General features: G+C 68.4%; 16 protein-coding genes. 5 read left to right on the top strand and 11 right to left on the bottom strand.

What is annotated here, in order from left to right:
- Positions 1–81: 81 nt before the first annotated feature.
- Complete coding sequence (locus G6553_RS14170; RefSeq protein WP_166194156.1) at positions 82–1,569, bottom strand: carbohydrate-binding domain-containing protein; 1,488 nt, start codon at positions 1,567–1,569, stop codon at positions 82–84.
- Between the two features lie 378 nt (positions 1,570–1,947).
- On the opposite strand from G6553_RS14170, the gene G6553_RS14175 reads away from it, so the two are divergent.
- The 3 genes from G6553_RS14175 to G6553_RS14185 all read left to right on the top strand — a co-directional run bounded on the left by G6553_RS14175 (position 1,948) and on the right by G6553_RS14185 (position 4,724).
- Complete coding sequence (locus G6553_RS14175) at positions 1,948–2,547, top strand: DUF4956 domain-containing protein (protein ID WP_166194159.1); 600 nt, start codon at positions 1,948–1,950, stop codon at positions 2,545–2,547.
- A 156-nt stretch (positions 2,548–2,703) separates the two neighbouring features.
- Positions 2,704–3,342, top strand: a complete 639-nt coding sequence (locus G6553_RS14180; protein WP_207619787.1) for a VTC domain-containing protein — start codon at positions 2,704–2,706, stop codon at positions 3,340–3,342.
- Positions 3,339–4,724: a CotH kinase family protein gene (locus G6553_RS14185; protein WP_166194162.1), complete on the top strand. Its 1,386-nt coding sequence runs from the start codon at positions 3,339–3,341 to the stop codon at positions 4,722–4,724. Before G6553_RS14180 ends, G6553_RS14185 begins: the two co-directional genes overlap by 4 nt.
- Here the strand turns inward: G6553_RS14185 and G6553_RS14190 are convergent.
- Together G6553_RS14190 and G6553_RS14195 are read right to left on the bottom strand one after the other, a co-directional pair.
- On the bottom strand, positions 4,699–6,081 hold the full coding sequence (locus G6553_RS14190; RefSeq protein ID WP_347565717.1) for a HAMP domain-containing sensor histidine kinase: 1,383 nt from the start codon (positions 6,079–6,081) through the stop codon (positions 4,699–4,701). The genes G6553_RS14185 and G6553_RS14190 overlap by 26 nt on opposite strands.
- A 38-nt stretch (positions 6,082–6,119) precedes the next feature.
- Entirely contained in the window at positions 6,120–6,863 is a 744-nt protein-coding gene (locus tag G6553_RS14195; protein ID WP_242680466.1) for a response regulator transcription factor, read from the bottom strand.
- Between the two features lie 405 nt (positions 6,864–7,268).
- On the opposite strand from G6553_RS14195, the gene G6553_RS14200 reads away from it, so the two are divergent.
- A complete protein-coding gene (locus G6553_RS14200) occupies positions 7,269–8,390 on the top strand; it encodes a trypsin-like peptidase domain-containing protein (protein WP_166194168.1) in 1,122 nt (373 codons plus the stop codon).
- Positions 8,391–10,350: 1,960 nt separating this feature from the next.
- Here G6553_RS14200 and G6553_RS20735 read toward each other — a convergent pair.
- The 8 genes from G6553_RS20735 to G6553_RS14240 form a co-directional block, all read right to left on the bottom strand.
- Positions 10,351–10,887, bottom strand: a complete 537-nt coding sequence (locus G6553_RS20735) for a hypothetical protein (protein ID WP_207619788.1) — start codon at positions 10,885–10,887, stop codon at positions 10,351–10,353.
- Positions 10,888–11,242: 355 nt separating this feature from the next.
- Positions 11,243–12,745, bottom strand: a complete 1,503-nt coding sequence (locus tag G6553_RS14210) for an NAD-dependent succinate-semialdehyde dehydrogenase (RefSeq protein ID WP_166194171.1) — start codon at positions 12,743–12,745, stop codon at positions 11,243–11,245.
- Positions 12,746–12,851: 106 nt separating this feature from the next.
- The gene (locus tag G6553_RS14215; protein ID WP_166194174.1) at positions 12,852–14,564 is read right to left on the bottom strand and encodes an amidohydrolase family protein; all 1,713 of its coding nucleotides are present in this window, start codon (positions 14,562–14,564) and stop codon (positions 12,852–12,854) included.
- Positions 14,561–14,884: an EthD family reductase gene (locus G6553_RS14220; RefSeq protein WP_166194177.1), complete on the bottom strand. Its 324-nt coding sequence runs from the start codon at positions 14,882–14,884 to the stop codon at positions 14,561–14,563. Before G6553_RS14220 ends, G6553_RS14215 begins: the two co-directional genes overlap by 4 nt.
- Entirely contained in the window at positions 14,884–15,411 is a 528-nt protein-coding gene (locus tag G6553_RS14225) for a flavin reductase family protein (RefSeq protein ID WP_166194180.1), read from the bottom strand. Before G6553_RS14225 ends, G6553_RS14220 begins: the two co-directional genes overlap by 1 nt.
- The gene (locus G6553_RS14230) at positions 15,408–15,854 is read right to left on the bottom strand and encodes an ester cyclase (RefSeq protein ID WP_166194183.1); all 447 of its coding nucleotides are present in this window, start codon (positions 15,852–15,854) and stop codon (positions 15,408–15,410) included. The genes G6553_RS14225 and G6553_RS14230 overlap by 4 nt, the downstream gene beginning before the upstream one ends.
- Complete coding sequence (locus G6553_RS14235; protein ID WP_166194186.1) at positions 15,854–17,416, bottom strand: cytosine permease; 1,563 nt, start codon at positions 17,414–17,416, stop codon at positions 15,854–15,856. The genes G6553_RS14230 and G6553_RS14235 overlap by 1 nt, the downstream gene beginning before the upstream one ends.
- A gap of 154 nt (positions 17,417–17,570) precedes the next feature.
- On the bottom strand, positions 17,571–18,647 hold the full coding sequence (locus G6553_RS14240) for an LLM class flavin-dependent oxidoreductase (RefSeq protein ID WP_166194189.1): 1,077 nt from the start codon (positions 18,645–18,647) through the stop codon (positions 17,571–17,573).
- A gap of 67 nt (positions 18,648–18,714) precedes the next feature.
- Here G6553_RS14240 and G6553_RS14245 point away from each other — a divergent pair, with 67 nt between their 5' ends.
- Complete coding sequence (locus tag G6553_RS14245; RefSeq protein WP_166194192.1) at positions 18,715–19,734, top strand: Lrp/AsnC family transcriptional regulator; 1,020 nt, start codon at positions 18,715–18,717, stop codon at positions 19,732–19,734.
- Positions 19,735–19,772 lie beyond the last annotated feature (38 nt).

Genomic DNA, 19,772 nt, shown 5'->3' on the forward strand with positions numbered 1-19,772 from the left:
GCGCTCTCGGGGACGGGGACCTGACCTTGGTGCGTGCTCAATCTCGTTCCTTCGTTGGTGGTGTGGGTGGATGTGGTCGGCTCAGCGGCCCATCGGCCCTCGGCCGCCCGTGGGGGCTTCGCCGGCGGTGACGGTGGTCTCGGTGCCGTCGACGGTGACGGTGTACGTCGCCCCCGACTCGACGTCGGCGGAGGAGAAGACGATCGAGGCGAAGTCCTTCTGGATCGTGTAGGTAGCCACCTCGTCGCCGTCCTCGTCGGTGATGAGGACCTCCGAGCCGGCTGCGGCGGTGGCCGTCAGGGCACTCGCGATCCAGCCCTGGGACGAATCGTTCGAGGGAGCGACCATCATCCCGGCGCTGCCGGCGGCCGCGAGGCTGCCGCCGCTGACCTCGAAGGTGCCGTTGACGTCGATGGCTCCGTTGCCGTCGGTCGTAGGGCCGTAGACGGTGATGTCCCCGCCGGTGATGGTGGCGTTGCCGTTGGAGTCCAGGCCGTCACCGCTCGACCACACCTCGATGGTGCCTCCGTTGATGACCAGGGCGAGGGAGTCGTCGGCCGCCATCTCGCCCCCTCCGGGCGGTCCACCGGCGACACCGTCGGTGGCGGCGCTGTCGTCGGACGAGGCGACGTTGACGCCGTCGTCGGCGGAGTGCAGCTCGATGTCGCCGTCGTCGATGAGGATGACGGACCCTTCCATCGCTTCGTTCGAGCCGGCGACGTCGATGGTGCCGCCGGAGACGAGCACCTGGACCCCCTTGATCGCGTCGTCCTGCGAGGTCACGGTGACCGTGCCGCCCTCGACGAGCACGAACCCGGCGCCCGTGTCGGTGGTGTTGTCGGACTTCAGCCCGTCGTCCACTGCGTCAACGGTGACGTCGCCGTCGGAGACCACGAGGTAGTCCTTGCCGATGACGCCGTCGTCCACGGAGGTGACCTCGATGGTGCCGCCGCTGATGACGAGGCCGTCCTTGCCGACGATGCCGTTGTTGGCGTTGCCGGTGACGACCAGCGAGCCGGAGCCGCCGATGGTCAGGTCGGCGGTGGAGTAGAGCGCTGCGGTCGGCGCGTCCGCTGAGGTGTCGTCGTAGGTCGCCGCGTCGGTGAGCGCGTTGCTGCTTCCCTCGGCGAGCACGACCACGACGGACTCGGCGTCGACGACGTTGACCGCCGCCGTGGTCTCCGAGGTGATCCTCGCGTCGTCGAGGACGAGCCGCACCACGCCGTCGGCGGTGCTGTTCACGACCACCTGACCGGCCAGCTCGCCGCTGAGCCGGTAGGTGCCGGCGGCAGTGATGCTGACGGTACCGTCCTCGCTGGTGACCGCGCTGCTCTCGGACGTCGCCGAGGAGCCGGACAGGGTGACCTCGACGGCATCGGCCTCGTCGTACGAGGTGTCCCCCGCCTCGACCTGGACGTTGCCGGCCAAGGCGTCGGCCACCGTGGTGGCGTCGGTCACCGCGGCGGTCGTCGAGACCGTCGTGCCGGCGCCGCTGGTCGTGGAGCCGGTGCCTGCACCGGCCTCGCTGGCCACGGAGGTGCCGCAGCCGGCGAGGAGGACAGCTGCCATGGTGCCTGCGACGGCGTGACGAAGCCTCGCCCTGCGAGTGGTGTGAAGTCGCATAAGTGCGGCCCTTCTGGTGATTCGGATACCGCGATCAGCGGCTGGTGAGGCTGATCGTGGTCGGGTCACCTGTCGGCGAGGTGGGTCCGGCTTGTGTGCTTCCTGTGAGGCGTGGGCGTTCCGGAAGACGAAGCTGCGCTGGGCCCCCGAAGTTCGTCGACATCAGTGCGGGTCCCGTCGCCACCTTCGCCGCGACGAGCCCCCGGGAGCGTGTGACCTCGTCCCGCCCGCCTTCACAGGTTCGTCACAGCGACGCGGAAGCCGGGGAACAGGCGCGGGCATGAACCTTCGATGCACACCCTGCAAACCGGAGGAACCACTGGCATGACCACCTACCTGCTCGCCGGCGCCGATCTCGCCGCCGTCCTCGTGCTCGCCTTGGCTGTCTACTTCCCGCGGCACCGCCGTGGCGACCTCGTCACCGCGTTCGTCGCAGTGAACGTCGGGGTCCTCGCCGTCACCGTTGCGCTTTCCAGCAGCGCCGCGACGATCGGTCTGGGGCTCGGCCTCTTCGGAGTGCTCTCGATCATCCGGCTCCGCTCGGCGGAGCTCGGTCAGCACGAGATCGCCTACTACTTCACCTCCCTGGCCTTGGGGCTGCTCGGCGGCCTCGGCGCGGGCGGCCCCTGGCTCGCCATCTTCCTGATGGGTCTCCTGGTCATGGCCGTCGCGGTTGCCGACAGCGGACTGCTCCAGCGCGGCGCCCGGCAGCAGATCGTGGTGCTCGACTCCGCCATCACCGACGAAGCCGCCCTCGTCGAGCGACTCGAGCTCACCCTCGGCGCGCGGGTCCACCGTGCCGTCCCGCTCCGCGTGGACCTCGTCAACGACTCCACCACGGTCGACGTGCGCTACGCACGCGCCTCCCGTCCCGCCATGCCCGCCTCCGAGCGCGGCACCGCCGACGCGCTGCTCCTCCGCTGATGGGAGCCGCCGACATGGAACCGCTGACCCGTCTTCCCGCCGTCGACCTCGAGACGCTCAACGCCTCCTCAGAGCTGCTGACCCGCACCGACCGCAAGTACGTCGTCCCGCTCGAGGACCTGGCCCCGATGATCGGGGGGGGTCCGAGGACTGCACGTGCTGGAGATCGAGGACCGCCGCAGCTCCCGCTACGGGTCCACCTACTTCGACACCACCGACCTCGACAGCTGGGCGGCCTCAGCCCACCCGCGCCGGCGCCGGTGGAAGGTCCGCAGCCGGCTCTACGCCGACAGCGGCGGGTGCTGGCTGGAGGTCAAGACCCGCGGCGCCCGCGGCGTCACCGTCAAGGAACGGGCGCCGTACGACGCGGCGTACCGCGACGAGGTGAGGTCGGAGGCAGTCCCCTGGGTTCGGGAGCGGTTGACCGCGGCGGGCGTGACGGGCGTGGACCCGGGCGGCTTGGTCGCCACCCTGCGCACCGGCTACCTGCGCACCACGCTGTTGCTTCCCGGCGGCGCCGGGCGCGCGACGATCGATGCGCACCTCACGTGGACCTCGCCCTTCGGCCACGCCAGTGCGGGCGGAGTGCTCGTCGTGGAGACCAAGTCCCCTCCCGGTGGGGCGGGACCACTCGACCGCAGGCTGTGGCAGCTCGGCCACAGGCCGGTCCGGATCTCCAAGTACGGCACTGGCCTGGCGCTGCTCACCCCGGACCTCCCGGGCAACCGCTGGCACCGGGTGACCACCCGACACCTCGCTACCACCCTCCGCATCACCCAAGGAGCAGCCGCATGACCTCCGCCCGCCTTCGGGGCGTCCAGCGGACCCTCGCCCTCGCCGCCGCCGCCGTGCTGTCGCTGGGCGGCTGCTCGGACGGCGCGTCGAGCCCCACGACCTCATCGGGCAACATCACGACAGCCGCGCGAGAGGCGCCGACCGGAACCGGGGTCTGGGACTCAGACACCGTCCACGACGTGTCCGTGAAGGTCGACGACGACGCCGTCGCAGCGATGATCGACACCTACCAGGAGTCGGGAGACAAGGAGTGGATCGAGGCCTCCGTCACCCTCGACGGCACGACCTTCGATCGCGCCGGGCTCCGGCTCAAGGGCAACTCCTCCCTCAGGGGCGTCGAGGACGGCGCGGACCCCACCGACCTGCCGTGGCTCATTCGCCTCGACGAGTTCGTCGACGGCCAGCAGCTCGACGGCTGGACCGACTTCGTGGTGCGGTCGAACAGCACGGAGACCGCGCTCAACGAGGCGGTCGCACTCGACCTGCTCGCCGAGGCCGGGCTCGCCAGTGAGCACGCCGTCGCCACCTCGTTCAGCGTCAACGGTGGTCAGGCTCGGTTGCGGCTGGTCGTGCAGGCGCTCGACGAAGCATGGGAGGCGGAGAACTTCACCACCGAGGGCTCCCTCTACAAGTCTGAGGCCGAGGGCGACTGGTCCTGGCGCGGCGACGACCCGGACGCCTACACCGATGTCTTCGACCAGGAGACCGGCGAGGACGACCTCGACCCGCTCATCGACCTCCTCGACTTCCTCAACAACAGCAGCGACGAGGAGTTCCGGGAGGGCCTCGGGGAGAGGCTCGACATCGAGGCGTTCGCGCGCTACCTCGCGTTCGAGGAGCTCGTCGGCAACTTCGATGACATCGACGGTCCGGGCAACAACTCCTACCTGCGCCATGACGCGGAGACCGGCGGCTTCACCGTGGTGGCCTGGGACCACAACCTCGCCTTCGGCGCCGGGCCCAGTGGCGGCGGACGGCGCAGCGGTGAGCCCGGGGGTGGTCGTCGGGACGGGATGCCCGAGTCGCCGAGTGGCGAGCGGCCCGAGGGGATGCACGAGATCCCGGACGGCGAGCGGCCCGAGGGGATGCCCGGTGAGATGCCCGGCGGTGGCGGCGATGGCGGCATTGGTGGCCGCACCCATGTGCTCGTCGAGCGGTTCACGGCCGTCGAGGAGTGGGCCGATCTCGTCGAGGAGGCGAAGGTCGACCTCACCGAGGGCCTCTACGACAGCGGGCACGCCGAGGACGTCATCACGCGGTGGGCTGACCTGCTCGCTCGACAGGCGGACGAGCTCGTCGACCCGGACGTGGTGTCCGCGGAGGCCGACGCGATCCGGCAGGTGGTCGCCGTCGCTCTCAACCCTGCGACAGAAGCACCCTGATGGTGGTGTCGCCCGGTCGACTCTCCAAGGAGACGCTTCCCCCCAGCGCCTCCACGATCGCAGCCACCAGGGCGAGGCCCAGCCCGACGCCCCCTTCTCGGTGCCGGGCGCGGTCCCCCCGGGTGAACCTCTCGAAGGCATGGTCGGCCAGGTCCGGGGCGAAGCCGGGCCCGTCGTCATGGACGCTGAACCCGGAAGGGTCGGCCGCGACGGTGACGGTGGTCCCGGGGGGCGTGTGCTTGCGCGCGTTCGTCAGCAGGTTCGTGATCACCTGGTGCAGGCGTTGCTCGTCGCCGCGCACCTCCAGGGCCTGGTCGGGTAGGTCCAGTCGCCACCGGTGCGCCGGGGCCAAGATCCGCGCGTCAGCGACGGCTTCGAGCAGCACGCTCGTCGGGTCCACGGGTTCGTCAGCGAGCTGGCGCCCAGCGTCGAGACGGGCCAGCAGGAGGAGGTCCTCGACCAGCGACGTCATGCGTTGGGACTCCTCGTCGACCTTGGCCAGAGCGGTCCGCAGCGCCGTCTCGTCGTCGGGGCGACGGCGGGCCAGCTCCGAGTAGCCGGCGATGGTTGCCAACGGCGTGCGCAGCTCGTGGGAGGCGTCGGCGACGAACTGCCGCACCTGCTGCTCACTGCGGTGGCGCGCTGCCAAGGAGGACTCGACGTGGTCCAGGAGGGTGTTCAGCGCGCTGCCGACCTGGCCGACCTCGGTGCGGTCGTCGGTGAGCCACGGGGAGACGCGCTCGTCAAGGGCGATGTCCCCGCTGGCGAGCGGAAGCTCGGCCACCCGGTGTGCGGTCCCGGCCACCTCGCGCAACGGGGCGAGCTGGCGGCGTACGACGTAGGCGCCGGCGGCCGCGGCCCCCAGCACGCCGATCGGCGTGGCAAGCACCTCGAGGCGGACCAGGTCCGCGATCGTCTCGTCGTCCTCGGTGCGTGGCAGGCCGGCGACGACCTGGCCGCCGTCGAGGTCGGTGACCAGGACGCGGTAGGAGCCGAGCCCGGGGAGGCCGATGGTCTGGGCGTCCTCGGACGCGGACAGGCCCGCGAGGGTGTCGAGCTGACGCTCGCTGAGCTCGCTCGCGGTCGAGCCGGTGGCACCCGGCTCCTCGGAGAGCACCAAACCCTCCGCCTGCCCTTCATCGGGCACCACGGCACGCAACGTGCCGAACTGCTGTCCCGGCCCGAAGTCGCCGGGTGCCCCGGGCGGTCGCGGATCACCCGGCCCGAGAGCGGACCGCATCGCGTCGCGGACGTCGGCGTCAAGCCGCTGGTCGAGGTTCTCCCGCATCGCCACGGTCGTCGCCGTGCCGACGGCCGCAGCCGCGATGACCACGAGCAGCACCACGACGCCGACCACTCGAGCGGTCAGGGTGACCGGCCGACGGAGGACACCAATCAGGTCGCCGGTTTCAAGACGTACCCGGCACCGCGCATGGTGTGGATCATCGGATCCCGTCCCGCATCGACCTTCTTGCGCAGGTAGGCGATGTAGAGCTCGACGACGTTGGCCTGCCCACCGAAGTCGTAGTTCCACACCCGGTCGAGGATCTGCGCCTTGGACAGCACCCGCCGCGGGTTGCGCATCAAGAACCGCAGCAGCTCGAACTCCGTCGCCGTCAGCGAGATCTCTCCCCCGGCCCGGAACACCTCATGACTGTCCTCGTCCAGGGAGAGGTCGCCGACGGTGAGAACCGAGGAGGACGCCTCCTGGTGCGCGCCGGCACGACGCATCAACGCCCGCAGCCGAGCCACCACCTCCTCCAGCGAGAACGGCTTGGTGACGTAGTCGTCACCGCCCGCAGTCAGGCCCGCGACACGGTCTTCGACGGCATCGCGGGCGGTGAGGAACAACACCGGCACGTCGGAGTCCAACGAGCGGATCCGACGCAGCACCTCCATGCCGTCGAAGTCGGGCAGCATGATGTCGAGCACCACGGCGCCCGGCCGCTGCTGCTTCGCAACCTCCAACGCGCGGGAGCCGGTGTGGGCGGTGGACACCTGCCAGCCCTCGTAGCGCAGTGCCATTGCGATCAGCTCGGCGATGTTGACCTCGTCGTCGACGACCAGCAACCGCAACGGCGAGCCGTCTGCGCGTGTGAGTGCGGGGACCTGATCCGTGGCGCCACCTTGCCGGAGCAACCTGTGAGTCTGCTGTGTGCGACCTGCCTCCGGCAGGGCCCGCACTCGTGGACGCAACCGTCGCCGTGCACGGCGGCCCGGGGACCCTCCACGGCCGCGCCGGATGTTCACAGGCACTGCACAGGGGATGCCCATCCGGTCCGCAGGCTGCGGCTGTCCAGTAGCGCCATGGACAACTCCAACCCGAGCCGCCCAGTGTCCGACGGCCAGCAAGCGCAGGACTTTCACGACGCAGACACCCGGCCCCTCGCCGCCCAGGCAGCCGCCTCGACAGAGGCTCCAACGGCGACCCAACCCGCCGCTCCGACGTCCGGGCTACCCAACCCGCCGGAGGTGCGGGGACCGCGGTCCCGGGGTCGTCGAGCCGCCTACCTGCGACTCGCGGGCGCGGCCGTCGCCGGTGCCGTGCTCGCCACCTCCGTCGCCGTTCCGGTCACGAGCGCGGTGCTCAACGACCCGGTGGCCGTGCCGGGTCCCTCGACAGAGGCCCAGGCCGCGGACGACGGCGAGGCCGTCGAGTCGCCGGCCGACTTCGGTGAGCTGCCCGGTGAGGGCCGTGCGGCGCTCCCTCGCGAGTCGTTCGGTCAAGCAGCCCCCGACACCCTCGGGGAGGCCTCGGTCACGGCGGAGCAGGCCACCGCCGAGCAGGCCGCCGGGATCGTGCTGGTCGAGAGCGAGACGGCCGCCGGGGCGGGCGCTGGGACCGGCGTGGTCGTCGGCTCGGACGGGCTCGTCGTGACCAACTACCACGTCGTCGAAGGTGCCGGCGAGCTCCGGGTCACCGTGGCGACCTCCGGCGAGAACTACGCCGGAGAGGTGCTCGGCTTCGACGAGACCGCCGACATCGCCGTCGTCCAGCTCAGCGGCGCCGAGGGACTGGTCACTGCCGCCCTCGACGACGAAGGCCCCGATGTGGACGACTCCGTGGTCGCCGTCGGCAACGCCTCCGGCAGTGGCGCCCTCTATGCCGTCACCGGCACGGTGACGGCCACGGAGAAGTCGATCACCACCTCCGACGGCTTCGGCATGCCGAGCGCCGCCCAGCGTCTGGAGGGGCTCGTGCAGACGACGGCGCCGGCCGTGCCCGGCTACTCCGGCGGTCCCACCCTCGACGAGGAGGGCGAGGTCCTGGGTCTCACCACGGCGGCCTCCTCCACCGGCGCCGGGGAGAGCTTCGCCGTTCCCATCGAGGACGTGCTCCTCGTCCTCCAGGCCGTCGAAGCCGGCGACGAGGCCGGGTCCATCCAGGTCGGCCCATCGGCCTATCTCGGCGTGACCGTCGGACCCGGCGCGGGAGATGGCGTGACCGTCGGTGAGGTCGTCGCCGGCAGCCCAGCCGCTGATGCAGAGCTGGACGCCGGCGACACGATCACCTCGTTCGCCGGAACCGACATCACCACCGCCGACGCACTGGCTGACGCCGTGAGGGACCTGGAGCCCGGCGACGACGTGTCTCTCTCCTGGCAGGACACCGCCGGCGAGCAGCACTCGGCGACCGTCAGACTCGGAACCAGTCCCTACGCGTGACCGCTCGATGCTCCAGAGCACGCGTGTGGTGGGGCCTGCTTCCGAGGCATCCGGGCACACCCGCCAGCGTCCAGACCGCACGCGCACAGCGCCGACCGCTCGGCTGGACCGGCATGCTGGGGCGAGGCATCGGCGGTGCTGGTCGAGGACGTGGTCGAGGTGCCGACGGTGGGTCCCTTGGTCCGGCGCTCGCAGACCGAGGGCGGGGAGGCGAAGGCCACCGAGGGCCGGCGCGGGCGCAGGGTGCCCGTCGCCGACCGGATCCTGCCGATCTTCCGAGCCGGCGGATCACCATCTGCGGCACACCGCGGCGTGCCGGTGACTGGCGCTAGGCGGGGACCGCGGCACGGTCCAGGCGTGGATGGACCGCCTCGACGACGCCACCCGGGTCCTCAACCTCGGAACGGCCCGGGGTACGCCGGGGGTAGGCGGACAGGTTCCCGCGGCGGAGTCCCCGGCGTCAGTTCCGGGGTGCGAGGCAGGAAATGCGAGAACCCGCAGGTCATGTCGACCTGCGGGCCCTTGCTGTCTGGTGGAGCTGAGGGGATTCGAACCCCTGACCTTCTCATCGCGAAGGACTTAGATCTCGTCCTAGGGATCAAGTGCCGGCGTGACGTGGACGGCTGCAAGCACCGCAACTCATCGATTTCGGAGCGGAAGTACGCCGGGGGTACGCGCATTGGACTGCCATTCTCGAAAGGGTTCGGACGTGATCCTGGCCGCCGTTGCAGGTAGCACTCGAATTACCATCTGCGCGATTCCGCCGAGAGAGGGACGAGCGTATGACGCCAGTTTATCCAGTCTGCCGCGCGAAGTCATCTGACCTTGACAAACGCTGGCCTGTAGTCCTGTTTCGCTGCCGCTGGTTGACGGCCCTTGACAGGAGTCTGGCCTGTTCCTTGACACCTTCCAGTCCGAGCCGCGCAGCGCCTCCTCGTGCGCGTGTGCCTGCCTGACGCTACCGACCCTTTCCTGGTCACGAGGTTGCCGCAATCGGTTCTCGAACGTCTTCGGCGGTCGCCTCAGCGCGCATAGGCAAAGAATGCGACGGGTCAGGTTCCGCCGAGTTTAGAGCCTGCGACCCCTTGCCATCCGGCGCGTGAAGGATGTCCGGCCGTCGTCGTTCAATGATGGTCCTTGCCCATGTGCGCTGTGACCTACGCGAAGAGCGACAACGCGACAGTGTGGGACCTCGAGACCTGTCCAGAGGCACAACGCTCGCTCCACAACACCGTCCAACCTTGATGTTCACCGGCATAGGAGCCTCACTGCCTTCGTCGCCCGCGACCTCGCAGTCCGGGCCGATTGAGCGGATCTGGCACCCCTCTGTGTCGAGACATCTTGGCAAGTGGGGGCTTAGACGGTTCGGTGACGGGTCCCGGAGTGGCTTGTCCGAAGTGCCGGGGTTGGGGTTATGAGCGGGCCGCGCGGGAGTCAGGAGTCGTTGCCCCGTTGCCGTCCCGGATCCGTCGCTGTGCGTTGAGCCGGGGGTGCGCCGACGGGATCGTTCAGCATGATCTGGGAGACGATGTCGGACAGCCGGCGCTTGACGCAGCGCAGGGCTTCCATGGGTGCCTTGCCGTCGGCCCTCTTGCGTGCGTAAGCAGTCCCGGCCCGTGTCGTTGCGGAACTGAACGCGGGCCATCGTGTGGAGCACCCGGTTGATCTGCCGGTTGCCGGCGCGGGATAGCGGATGCCGGACCTGTCACTGGACGAGGCGTCGATGGGTGCGGTGCCGTTCGAGGACGCAAAGTACGCCTTGTTTGGGAATCGGGTGATGTCACCGACCTTGACCAGCAGCCGGGCGGCACCGGTAGGCCCGATGCCGTGCAGGTCGAGCAGGCTGGTCCCCGTCGCCCGGAGCAGTTCCCCGAGCTCCTGTTCGCGGTCTTCTTGCGGGCGTAGATCCGCTCGAGCTCCGCGACCAGCTCAGCGGCGACCCGGCGGCAGATTTTGCCCATCACGTCATGCGGCGGACTTTCGCCAGTAGTGCCCTGGCCTGGGCCGCGGACAGGTCCCGCTTCGCTCCGCCGGGAATCAGTTCGAGCAGCAGCTGATGCAGCTGAGAGACCTTGCGGGTGTGCTCCTCGCCCAACGACCGACGCCGGTCGACCAGCAGCCGCAGCACCTCCAACTGTTCGTCGGTGACCACCGGCCGCGGGCCCGGACATGCGGGTGCCGACGAGCGCGACCGAGTGGGCGTCGGTGGCGTCGGTCTTGCGGCCCTACCCGGTGTGAACACCCGTGCTCGCGCGGACAGCTTGGGTGGGACGTTGACGACCTGCCCGCCATCGGCGATCAGCAGGACCGCGATGTGCTTGCCGATGCCGGCACAGCCCTCGATCGCCGACATCCGCTCGGGCCACTGGGCGGCGTAGCGTCGCATCTCGGCGTAGCCCTCACGGTCGGTGGCAAACCGGCCACCGCCGACGACCGTCTCCTCGGCGGCCATCATCTCGATCGTCGCCGACCGCTTGTGTGGGTCCATCCCGATCACGACCCGCCCCCTTTCTGCTGTGCCCACGTCTCCTCCGATGCTCGAACTAGTCCTGTTGTCGAGCCGGGAGGGCAACGCTGCTTCGAGCCGCACAAACCCCTCTCGAACCTCTCCTGGCCCTGGCGACGCCCGGGCTACGAAGGCCAAGTGAGAGCCGCACGACCAGCTTGGGCAGCCGAAATGTGAGCGACAGGCCGGGCGCCTGAACCGAGCCTCGCCAGGCACCGGTCCTGGGTCAATGGAACAAGCAGCCGACGTGCGGGCATGGGGGCGCCTCGTTCCCTCGGTGACTGAATGCGGCCGTCCTCCATGGAGGTCGACGGTTCGCTGCCCGTTCGTCAGCAGCCGTCGGGCGTTAGCCGCTGCTTGGCCAGTCGAGGCTGAGGAACTTGGTCTCAGTGAACTCGTGGAGGCCCTCACGGGAGCCCTCGCGGCCGAGGCCGCTCTGCTTGACGCCGCCGAACGGCGCTGAGGGGTCGGAGACGACGCCGCGGTTGATGCCGACCATCCCGGCGTCGATCGCCTCGCCGAGCCGCAGAGCCTGGCGCAGGTCACCCGCGAACACGTAGGCGGCCAAGCCGTACTCCGAGGCGTTGGCCAAGGCCACAACGTCGTCCTCGTCGTCCCAGGTGACGACCGGTGCGATCGGACCAAAGATCTCCTCGGCCACGATGCTCGAACCGGCCGACACGTCGGCGAGCACCGTAGGTGCCACGAAATGCCCCCTACTGTCCTGCGGTAGGGCGGCCCGGTGGGCGACCCGCGCACCGTGGGCTACCGCGTCCTCCACGAGCCGCTCGACGCGGGCCGCTTGGGCAGCGGTGATCAGCGGCCCGACGTCGACCCCTCCGGGCGTGTGCGCTGGCCCCACCCGCATCGCCTCTACGGCCGCGCCGAGCCTGGAGGTGAACTCGGCGGCGACCGCACTGTGCACCAGGAAGCGGTTGGCGGCCGTGCATGCCTGACCGCCGTTGCGGAACTTCGCGACCATTGCACCGGCGACAGCAGCTTCGAGGTCGGCGTTGGCGGTGACGACAAAGGGCGCGTTGCCGCCAAGCTCCATCGAGCTGACCACGACCCGGTCCGCAGCCTGCCGCAGCAGCACCTTTCCCACTCGGGTGGAGCCGGTGAAGGAGATCGCCCGCACTCGCTCGTCCTCGAGCCAGGTCGAGACCACGCCCGGGGCATCGGTCGTCGGCACGACGTTGAGGGCGCCGGGCGGAGCTCCGGCCTCCTCGAGAAGGCGGGCGAGGGCCAGCGCGGTGAGCGGTGTCTCCTCGGCGGGCTTGACCACGACGGTGCACCCGGCGGCCAGGGCCGGCGCCACCTTGCGGGTGATCATGGCCGCAGGGAAGTTCCACGGCGTCACCAGCGCCGCCACGCCCACCGGGTGGTGGGTGACGATCGAGCGGGTGCCGCCCGCGGGCGCCTCGCCCCAGGACCCGTCGTGACGGACGGCCTCCTCGGCGTACCACCGGAAGAACTCGGCGGCGTAGGTGACCTCGGTCCGCGCGTCGGCTTCGGGCTTCCCGTTCTCGGTCATGAGCAACCAGGCGAGGCGGTCGGTGTCGCGGAGCATCAGTTCGTGCGCCCGCCGCAGCACCTGTGAGCGGGCACGGGGAGCGAGACTGCGCCAGGCTCCCCACGCGTGCGCGGCCGCGTCGACCGCTGCAGTGGCCTCGGTGCCGCCTCCGTCGCTCACCTGCGCGACGACCTCGCCCGTCGCCGGGTTCTCGACGTCAAAGGTGCGGGACGTCTTCCGGCAGGCGCCGCCGACCAGCACCCCCCGGGCAGGGTCGAGGCCGACCAGGCGAGAAAGCGCATCGGCGTTCGGGGCAGGAGTAGTCGAGGTGCTCATAGGGTTCCTCTCAAGGGGGACGAGCGAAGGTTCTGCCGGCAGGCCAGGCCAGCGATCGAGGTCGCAGCCCACGACCTCGGGTCTTTGGACTGCAGGTGCGGACGAATCAGGCGAGGTGGTGCGGGGTTGTGAGCGGCGGAGCGCTTCTCCGCGCGTGAACTGACTGCCCGGCCACGAACACCTCGTCGACCTGGATTCGGTCGAGATCGTCGGGGTGGACGTGCATGGGATTGGCATCGAGGATGAGGAAGTCCGCGTAACGGCCGGCTTCCAGCGAGCCTCTCGTGTCCTGCACCCCGAGCGCTGTAGCGCCGCCGACGGTGTGCATCCACAACGCCTCGGCGATGCTGATGGCTTGTTCGGGCGACAGTTCGTGCCCGTGAAAAGTCCGTCGTTGTACGCACGTGCGGATGCTGAAGAACGGCTCGGTTTGGCATGACTCGGAGCCAACCCAAACGTCTGAGCTGCCCGAAAGTGCCCAGCCGTCGTCGATCAGTCGTCGGAATGGGAACTGGCGTTCAGTGGCATAGTCCCCGACATAGCCCGGGATGAACTCGCTGAAATTGTGGATGAAGACCGGCTGTGGGACCGGAATGATGTCGGCAGCAGCCCATGCAGACGTTAGTTGATGGTAGTCCGGCATCAGGTTCCCGGCGTGTTCCACCCTGGTACGGGGTGCACGGCCGGGAGCGTCGCGAACAGCGATCAGTGCTTCGCAAACTTCGAGCTGCGCACGGTCGCCGTTAGCGTGAATGGCTAGTTGCAGACCGGCTTCGCGTGTCCTGCGCAGCGCGGTCGCCACCTGCGGCTGTGTGAGCGCGAGTTCACCTCGCCCGTAGGCCCGGTCTAGGTAGGGCTCGATGAGCGCTGCCTTCCGCGCGGAGTACCCGCCATCGGCAAACATCTTCACCCCGTGGACGCGCAACCGATCCGGTGACGCCTCGAGCGGGAGAAGCTCTTCGTGTGCACACGCTTGGTCCAATGACACCGTTCCCGGAGTCCACAGGTAAACCAGAATCCTCGAGTTCAGGCGGCCCGATCGAACTGCGTCGTCGTAGGCGTGCAGCCCCGTAACGGTCTCGGAGATCTCACCGATCGTCGTCACGCCGCGGCTGGTGAAGAGGTCTGCGATGCCGCGAGTCATCGCCGCAGCACGTTCGCCTTCGTCCAACGTGGGCCAGGGCACGAGGTTGTCCATCTCGGCTACGACACCCGTGGGCTCCCCGTCGTCGCTTCGGTGGACAGTCGGTTTGCCGGTGATGCTGTGATCGACAACCTCATGGTCGCGAGTGATGCCAGCGAGTTCGAGCGCCTTGCTGTTCAGTACCGTCAAGTGACCGCCGGCCCTGATCGCGATCGCGGTGTTCCGGCTAACGCGGTCGAGGTCTTCGCGGCTGGGCAGCCGACGCTCGCGCAGCTTCTGGTCGAAGAACAGGTTCGCCTGCCCGACGATCCAGCCATCCCGCGCGTCAGGAAGGGCTTCGCGAAGCGTGTCGCACACGTCGTCGATGCTCGCCCGTCCAGGTGCCCGACAGTCGACGGTCTCGCTAGCCACTCGTGAGGCGACCTCGACATGAGCGTGCGGATCGACGAAGCCCGGCATGATCGTGCGTTCGCCGGCGTCGAGCACACGGGTGGCCGGGCCGATGTAACGGGTCGCCTCCGCCGCAGGAACTACACCTGCTACGAGGCCGTCGCGAACGATGACGGCGGCCGGCCCCTCGAGCTCTGTCGACCCCATCGTCAGAACCGTCGCGGCGCGGACTACCAGGTCGGCGACGAGTCCGTCAGGAGCGGTAGCGCTGGGCGCGGCGCTCATGACGAAGAGCTCGGAGTCGTCCCCCGCGGCACGTTGTGGACGGCCACGCCGGCCATGGCGAAGGAGGCGAGGTCAGCGACGGCGTCACGCCCCGCGTCGGAAGCCATCGCCTCTGCTGCGGCATCAACGTCGGCGAAAGTCATGCGCGCGATGAGGTATGGGCTCGCGTTATCACCTGGCCCGGTCGGGTCGACATGCCCCCACTCGAACGCAAGAAGGTTCGGCATGGCGCTCACTTTCGCGGCGTGCACCGAGACGTAGTGCGAGTCGAAAGCGGCCGGATCTTCGGGCTGGGCGTAAATGGCGAAGACGTCGTACATCAGTCCTTCTCTCCGAGTTCGGTCAGGTGGCCGCCGTCGTAGAAGCGGCCAGATGCGTAGAGCAGGGGCGCACGGTCGCTGTGGTCAACGGCGGTCACCTCGGCGATGAACATGGTGTGGGTCGAGGACTGGATCCGTTCCGTGATGCGGGCCTCCAGCCACGCTGCTGCTCCGTCCAAGACGGGCGACCCAGCCGGCGCGGGCCGCCACCTGATGTGGGTGAACTTGTCCGGCGCCTTGCTGGCCAACTGGCTTGCCACCTCGGCCTGATCCGCAGCGAGAATGTTGACGGCTAGATGGTCTCGAGCGAACAGGTGGCGGTAGCTGGTGGAGGTCTTCTGGACACAGACCACGATGCTGGGCGGATCGAGCGAGAGTGCCGAGAAGGCGTTCACTACTAGACCTCTCGGCTCTTCCGTCGCTCCATCGCGGGTGGTCACCGCTGTGACACCGGTGACGAAGGTGCGGTGGAAACCCTTCACCCTCTCGGCAGTCATCGGTTCGATCTCGAGGCTTGGGGTCGTCATAGGAACTCCTGGTTCTCACGGGCGCTACGAAGGGAGTGGATGCCCAGCGTCGCGAGGATGTCGCGCGGATCCCAGGTCTCCACTTCGTCAGTGATTAGCGAATTCTTGATGCGGCAGAAGGAGGCGCCGGCCACCTCTATTCGCTTGCCGGTGGGCGGAACGTCGGCGAATTCACCCAGGTGGGTCCCGGAGCTTCGCCACAGGATGGCGAGCGTGTCGGGACCCTCAATGCACTGATCGACGCGGGTGATGAGGTCGGGAAAGGATGCCCGCATCTGCCGGATCGTCCGTTTCATGTCCTCGCGATCCAGCACGCGTGGGTCGATCAAGCTGGTACGGCGGTAGTCGACGGCGAGCACCTCGTCCAGTGCGTCGACTTCCCCGTGGTTCCACGCCTGCTCCCACGCGTCTGCGATGCGTGCTGACATGGTCTCCGCTGCCATCAGTTAGGCCTCGCTTCGGGGCTCTGTGCGGCGGTAACCGGGTCAGACACAGGGGTGGCCGAACCGCTACCCGTCCCCGTGGCATTGGGGTGCTGGGACTCCTGCGATAGGGAGCTTGAGGCGGGCGTGTGCCGGTTGGTGTAGCCGCCCTTGCCGAGCGGGACGAGCACAAGCTTCGTGCCCAGCCAGTAGATGGCGCCGGCCATCACGAAGGCGGGCAGGGACGCTGTGAGGTACTGGAACGGCGCACGAGACTCATAGGTGACCGGGTCGAGCAGATAGATGTAGGTGGCTACGCCAGCACCGAAGGCGACCAGGCCAACGGGGTTGACGCCACCCCAGTACCGGTAGGCAGTGCCCGGTCCGTCGTCGTACAGGGCAGCGACGTCGAGGCGCTGCTTGCGCAGGATGAAGTAGTCGACCACCTGGATGCCGCAGACGGGCCCGAAGCAGACGCCGAGGAATGCCAGGAAGGTCGAGAACCGTCCGAATACCGGGCTCGCGAAGAAGCCGACTAGCACGATCGCGGGCAGGACGGCGATGGCGACGGAGGTCCGCCACGACGTCTTCGAGATTACCGGTAGCTGGCGCAGCGCGATCACTGAGGCGTAGACACCCACCACAGCGGTACCGATGTTGGCGAGGATGATGAACGCAAGGACGATGACACCGACGACGGGGCCGCTAACGTCGACCATGAACTGCGTTGGGTCGCCCCCCGAGTCGGGGATAGCGAGCGCGGCATAGAGCCCAGTCAATGATCCAAGGCCGACACCGAGACCGAGGCCGATGACCACTGGCCACAGCGACTGCCTCGCGCTGGGCGAGTTGCGGACCATTGCACCGGTGTAGGCCCACCAGGACAGGTTGGATGCGACGAGGACTTCGATCGCACTGGCCCAATTGACCTTCGCGTCGGGCCACGCGTACACCGGTTCGGCGTCGAGGATGAATTCGAGGCCGAGTTCGCGGACCAGTAGACCCAGCACTAGCGCGCCGAGCAGAAGCACTCCGATTGCGATGGGCTGGCTGAAGTCGCGCACCGCGGTCGAGCCGCGAGCGAGTATTGCGAACACCACGAGCGCGGCGAGTACGCCGGCGACGTTGACGACCCATGACGCCGGCGACGCACCGAAGGCGCCGAGGATTGAAGCGGTAGCGCGGCCCAGCAGGATGAACAGAATGACGTTCCAACCCAGGGTCGACGCGAAGATCAGCACCATCGACAGCACGGAGCCGCGTGTGCCGAACTGGGGCCGGCTGGCGGTGACGGAGTCGATGCCGTACTTGCTGCAGACCGGCAAGCAGGCCAGCACGATGAAAAGGATCCCCACGAGCGAGCCGGCGATGATTGCCAAGGTCCCCTCGACGGCGGGCAGGTAGTAGGCGGCGAACCCACCAATAAGGAAGCACCAGGTCGCGATGGCGGTGCTCACCGAGGTGCCGAAGATCGCTCGCGGACCCCAAGTACGGGTGTCGCGGGGCTGTGGGAAACCGTTCTGGACGGCCTCTTCGCGGGCAGCAACACTGCGGTCGTCGCCGATGTTCCTGTCGATGCTCATGTGAGCGCTCCCAGGAGAACTAGAAGGAGTGGGACGAGGATGGTGACGACGGCCAGGGCGACGTAGTCGCTTGTCCGCAGCGGCTCGCCTTGGTGGCTTGGCTGCTCGATGGCAGCTATGAGGGTCCGCTCGATCGCGCCCAGGCGCTGTTCGCTCATGCCCGTGCCGCCGCGTGGTCCGGGTCGACGACCGGAATCACCTCATGGCCGATCAGCTCGAGGGAGCGCTTGATGTTCTCGTGGCCGACGCCGTCGATCCGAAGCAGCACTTCGTCGATCCCCATCGCCTCGAGCTTCTTGATGCGATGCACGAAGTCGTCGGGGTCACCGATCATCACCGAGGGGCTCTCCTCGCACAGCCAGTCCAGGTCGTCGCGGTTCTCGACGAGGGCCTTGATGCGGTCCAGGTATTGGTAGGAGGGGTTGTCGGCCAGCGGGATGTAGAGGTCGAGGATGAATTCGAAGTAGCCGAGGGCTACCTCGCGTGCCACCCGTCGGGCCTCGGCACGATCCTCGGCGCAGTAGGCGGTGGCGACGTAGAGGCCGGCGTAGTCGTTGGGTGCCGCCACGGTGCTGTGGTCCGAGTCAGCGAACGTGGAGCGGTAGGTGTCGACGCATTCCTGCAGATAGTCGAATCCGAAGTAGTTTTCGAAGGTGATGACGCCGATCCCCCGCTTGCCGGCGTTTCCGTGCGATTCGACGCTGCTGGCAGCGACCGAAATGGGCGGGTGCGGCTGGCTCATTGGCTTGGGGACGATCTCACGCGGCGGGATCTGCCAGACCGGTCCGTCGTGCTCAAGGACATCGTCGACGAGCGCCTTCGACAGGACGTCCATGGAGTCCTCCCATTGCGCGCGGGTCTCCTTCGGATCCACTCCGAACGCAGCGAGAGTGGTGAGGTTGTTGGAACGGGCGGTGCAGATCTCGGCACGCCCGTTAGAAACGATGTCGAGTGTCGCGAGCCGCTCGGCGACAAGAATGGGGTGGTTCCACTTCAACATCACCGACGCCATGGTCCGCAGCTTGATCGATTGCGTGCGGGCCGCGACTGCGGCGTAGAGAACCTCTGGAGCCGAGACCGAGAAGCGCGGCGGGCTGAAGTGTTGCTCGGAGGTTCCCCAGGTGGAGAAGCCGAGGCGGTCGGCGACGACGACCTCCTCGATCAACTGGTGATAGCGGCTGGCGGTGTCGGTACCGGTGAGGTCGCCCTCCTGGAGCAGTCCTACCTTCATGGTTGTTTCCTTTCGGGTTCGTGTGCTGGGTGAGGGCGCTCGCACGGGGTCCCCTACGATTCGGGGCATGGCCGTGCCCGAGTTGTCAGGTGTGAGCTTGGGCCTGCCTAGTCGCCGGGTGATGCCCGGCGCTTCGGAGGAATCCGGGCTCACGGAAGTCGAGTTGCATCTGATCGACCTACTGCAGGCCGACGGTCGCCAGTCCTTCGCCGACATGGCTCGCGCCACCGGGATCGCCGAGAAGACCGTCCGACGCAAGGTCGCCCGTCTCCTCGAGGACCGCTTCATTACGATCGTGCCGGTGACCGACCCCGCGATGCTGGGGTACGAATCGATGGCGTTGGTGTGCATCAGGGTAGGCGCCACCGCTGGCGATACAGCGGCCCTCGCCAATCGGCTTGCGGCCCTGCCCGAGGTCGACTACGTCACCTGCACCACTGGTCGATTTGCGGTGCAAGCCGAGGTGATGTGCGCCGACCAGGCCGAGCTGCAGCGGGTCGTTGACAGCGAGATCCGCACGCTGCCTGGAGTGGCAGACGTTGAGGTGCTGCCGTACCTGAGGCTGCAGTATCAGCAGGCTCGCTTCTCGGGGCACCGACCCGCGAGTGCGGTTTCCGCCGGCATTCGTCCCTTTCAACTTGATGAAGTGGACCGACGCATTATCGCAAGACTCTGCCTTGACGGTCGGGCACCGGTCGCGGCGCTCGCGGCTGAGCTTGAAGCGTCGGAGACCAAGATCCGCCAGCGAATTTCGCGGATGACCGAGCAGGGCGCCACCCGGGTCATGGCCATCGCCAATCCGCTGCGCCTTGGGTACCGGGCGGTCGGCTGGATGGTGCTCCGCGTTAATGCCGGCGACCGGCTCACTGAGGTCGCCGAAGGATTGACGAGGCTCTCGGCGGTCTCCTACCTGGTCATCACCGCCGGCCGATATGACCTGCTGGTCGAGCTGGTCTGCCGGGACCGCGAGGAACTTCTCGCCGTTGTCGATAAGGACATCCGCACCCTTCGCGGCGTCAGCGAGAGCGAGGTGTGGCTGTACATGGACCTGCACTACAAGCCGCTGCTGCCGTCGAACTACCGCTGATACGCGTCGCTGCCGCGTCAGTTCTGCGGTGCCCGCAG

Origin of the sequence: Nocardioides sp. IC4_145 (assembly GCF_011250565.1) — a bacterium.
GTDB lineage: Bacteria > Actinomycetota > Actinomycetes > Propionibacteriales > Nocardioidaceae > Nocardioides.

What these genes read in the sequence shown, in the direction of transcription:
- G6553_RS14170 (WP_166194156.1), bottom strand. Translation starts at nt 1,569, where the DNA reads ATGGCAGCTGTCCTCCTCGCCGGCTGCGGCACCTCCGTGGCCAGCGAG.
- G6553_RS14175 (WP_166194159.1), top strand. Translation starts at nt 1,948, where the DNA reads ATGACCACCTACCTGCTCGCCGGCGCCGATCTCGCCGCCGTCCTCGTG.
- G6553_RS14185 (WP_166194162.1), top strand. Translation starts at nt 3,339, where the DNA reads ATGACCTCCGCCCGCCTTCGGGGCGTCCAGCGGACCCTCGCCCTCGCC.
- G6553_RS14210 (WP_166194171.1), bottom strand. Translation starts at nt 12,745, where the DNA reads ATGAGCACCTCGACTACTCCTGCCCCGAACGCCGATGCGCTTTCTCGC.
- G6553_RS14215 (WP_166194174.1), bottom strand. Translation starts at nt 14,564, where the DNA reads ATGAGCGCCGCGCCCAGCGCTACCGCTCCTGACGGACTCGTCGCCGAC.
- G6553_RS14220 (WP_166194177.1), bottom strand. Translation starts at nt 14,884, where the DNA reads ATGTACGACGTCTTCGCCATTTACGCCCAGCCCGAAGATCCGGCCGCT.
- G6553_RS14225 (WP_166194180.1), bottom strand. Translation starts at nt 15,411, where the DNA reads ATGACGACCCCAAGCCTCGAGATCGAACCGATGACTGCCGAGAGGGTG.
- G6553_RS14230 (WP_166194183.1), bottom strand. Translation starts at nt 15,854, where the DNA reads ATGGCAGCGGAGACCATGTCAGCACGCATCGCAGACGCGTGGGAGCAG.
- G6553_RS14235 (WP_166194186.1), bottom strand. Translation starts at nt 17,416, where the DNA reads ATGAGCATCGACAGGAACATCGGCGACGACCGCAGTGTTGCTGCCCGC.
- G6553_RS14240 (WP_166194189.1), bottom strand. Translation starts at nt 18,647, where the DNA reads ATGAAGGTAGGACTGCTCCAGGAGGGCGACCTCACCGGTACCGACACC.
- G6553_RS14245 (WP_166194192.1), top strand. Translation starts at nt 18,715, where the DNA reads ATGGCCGTGCCCGAGTTGTCAGGTGTGAGCTTGGGCCTGCCTAGTCGC.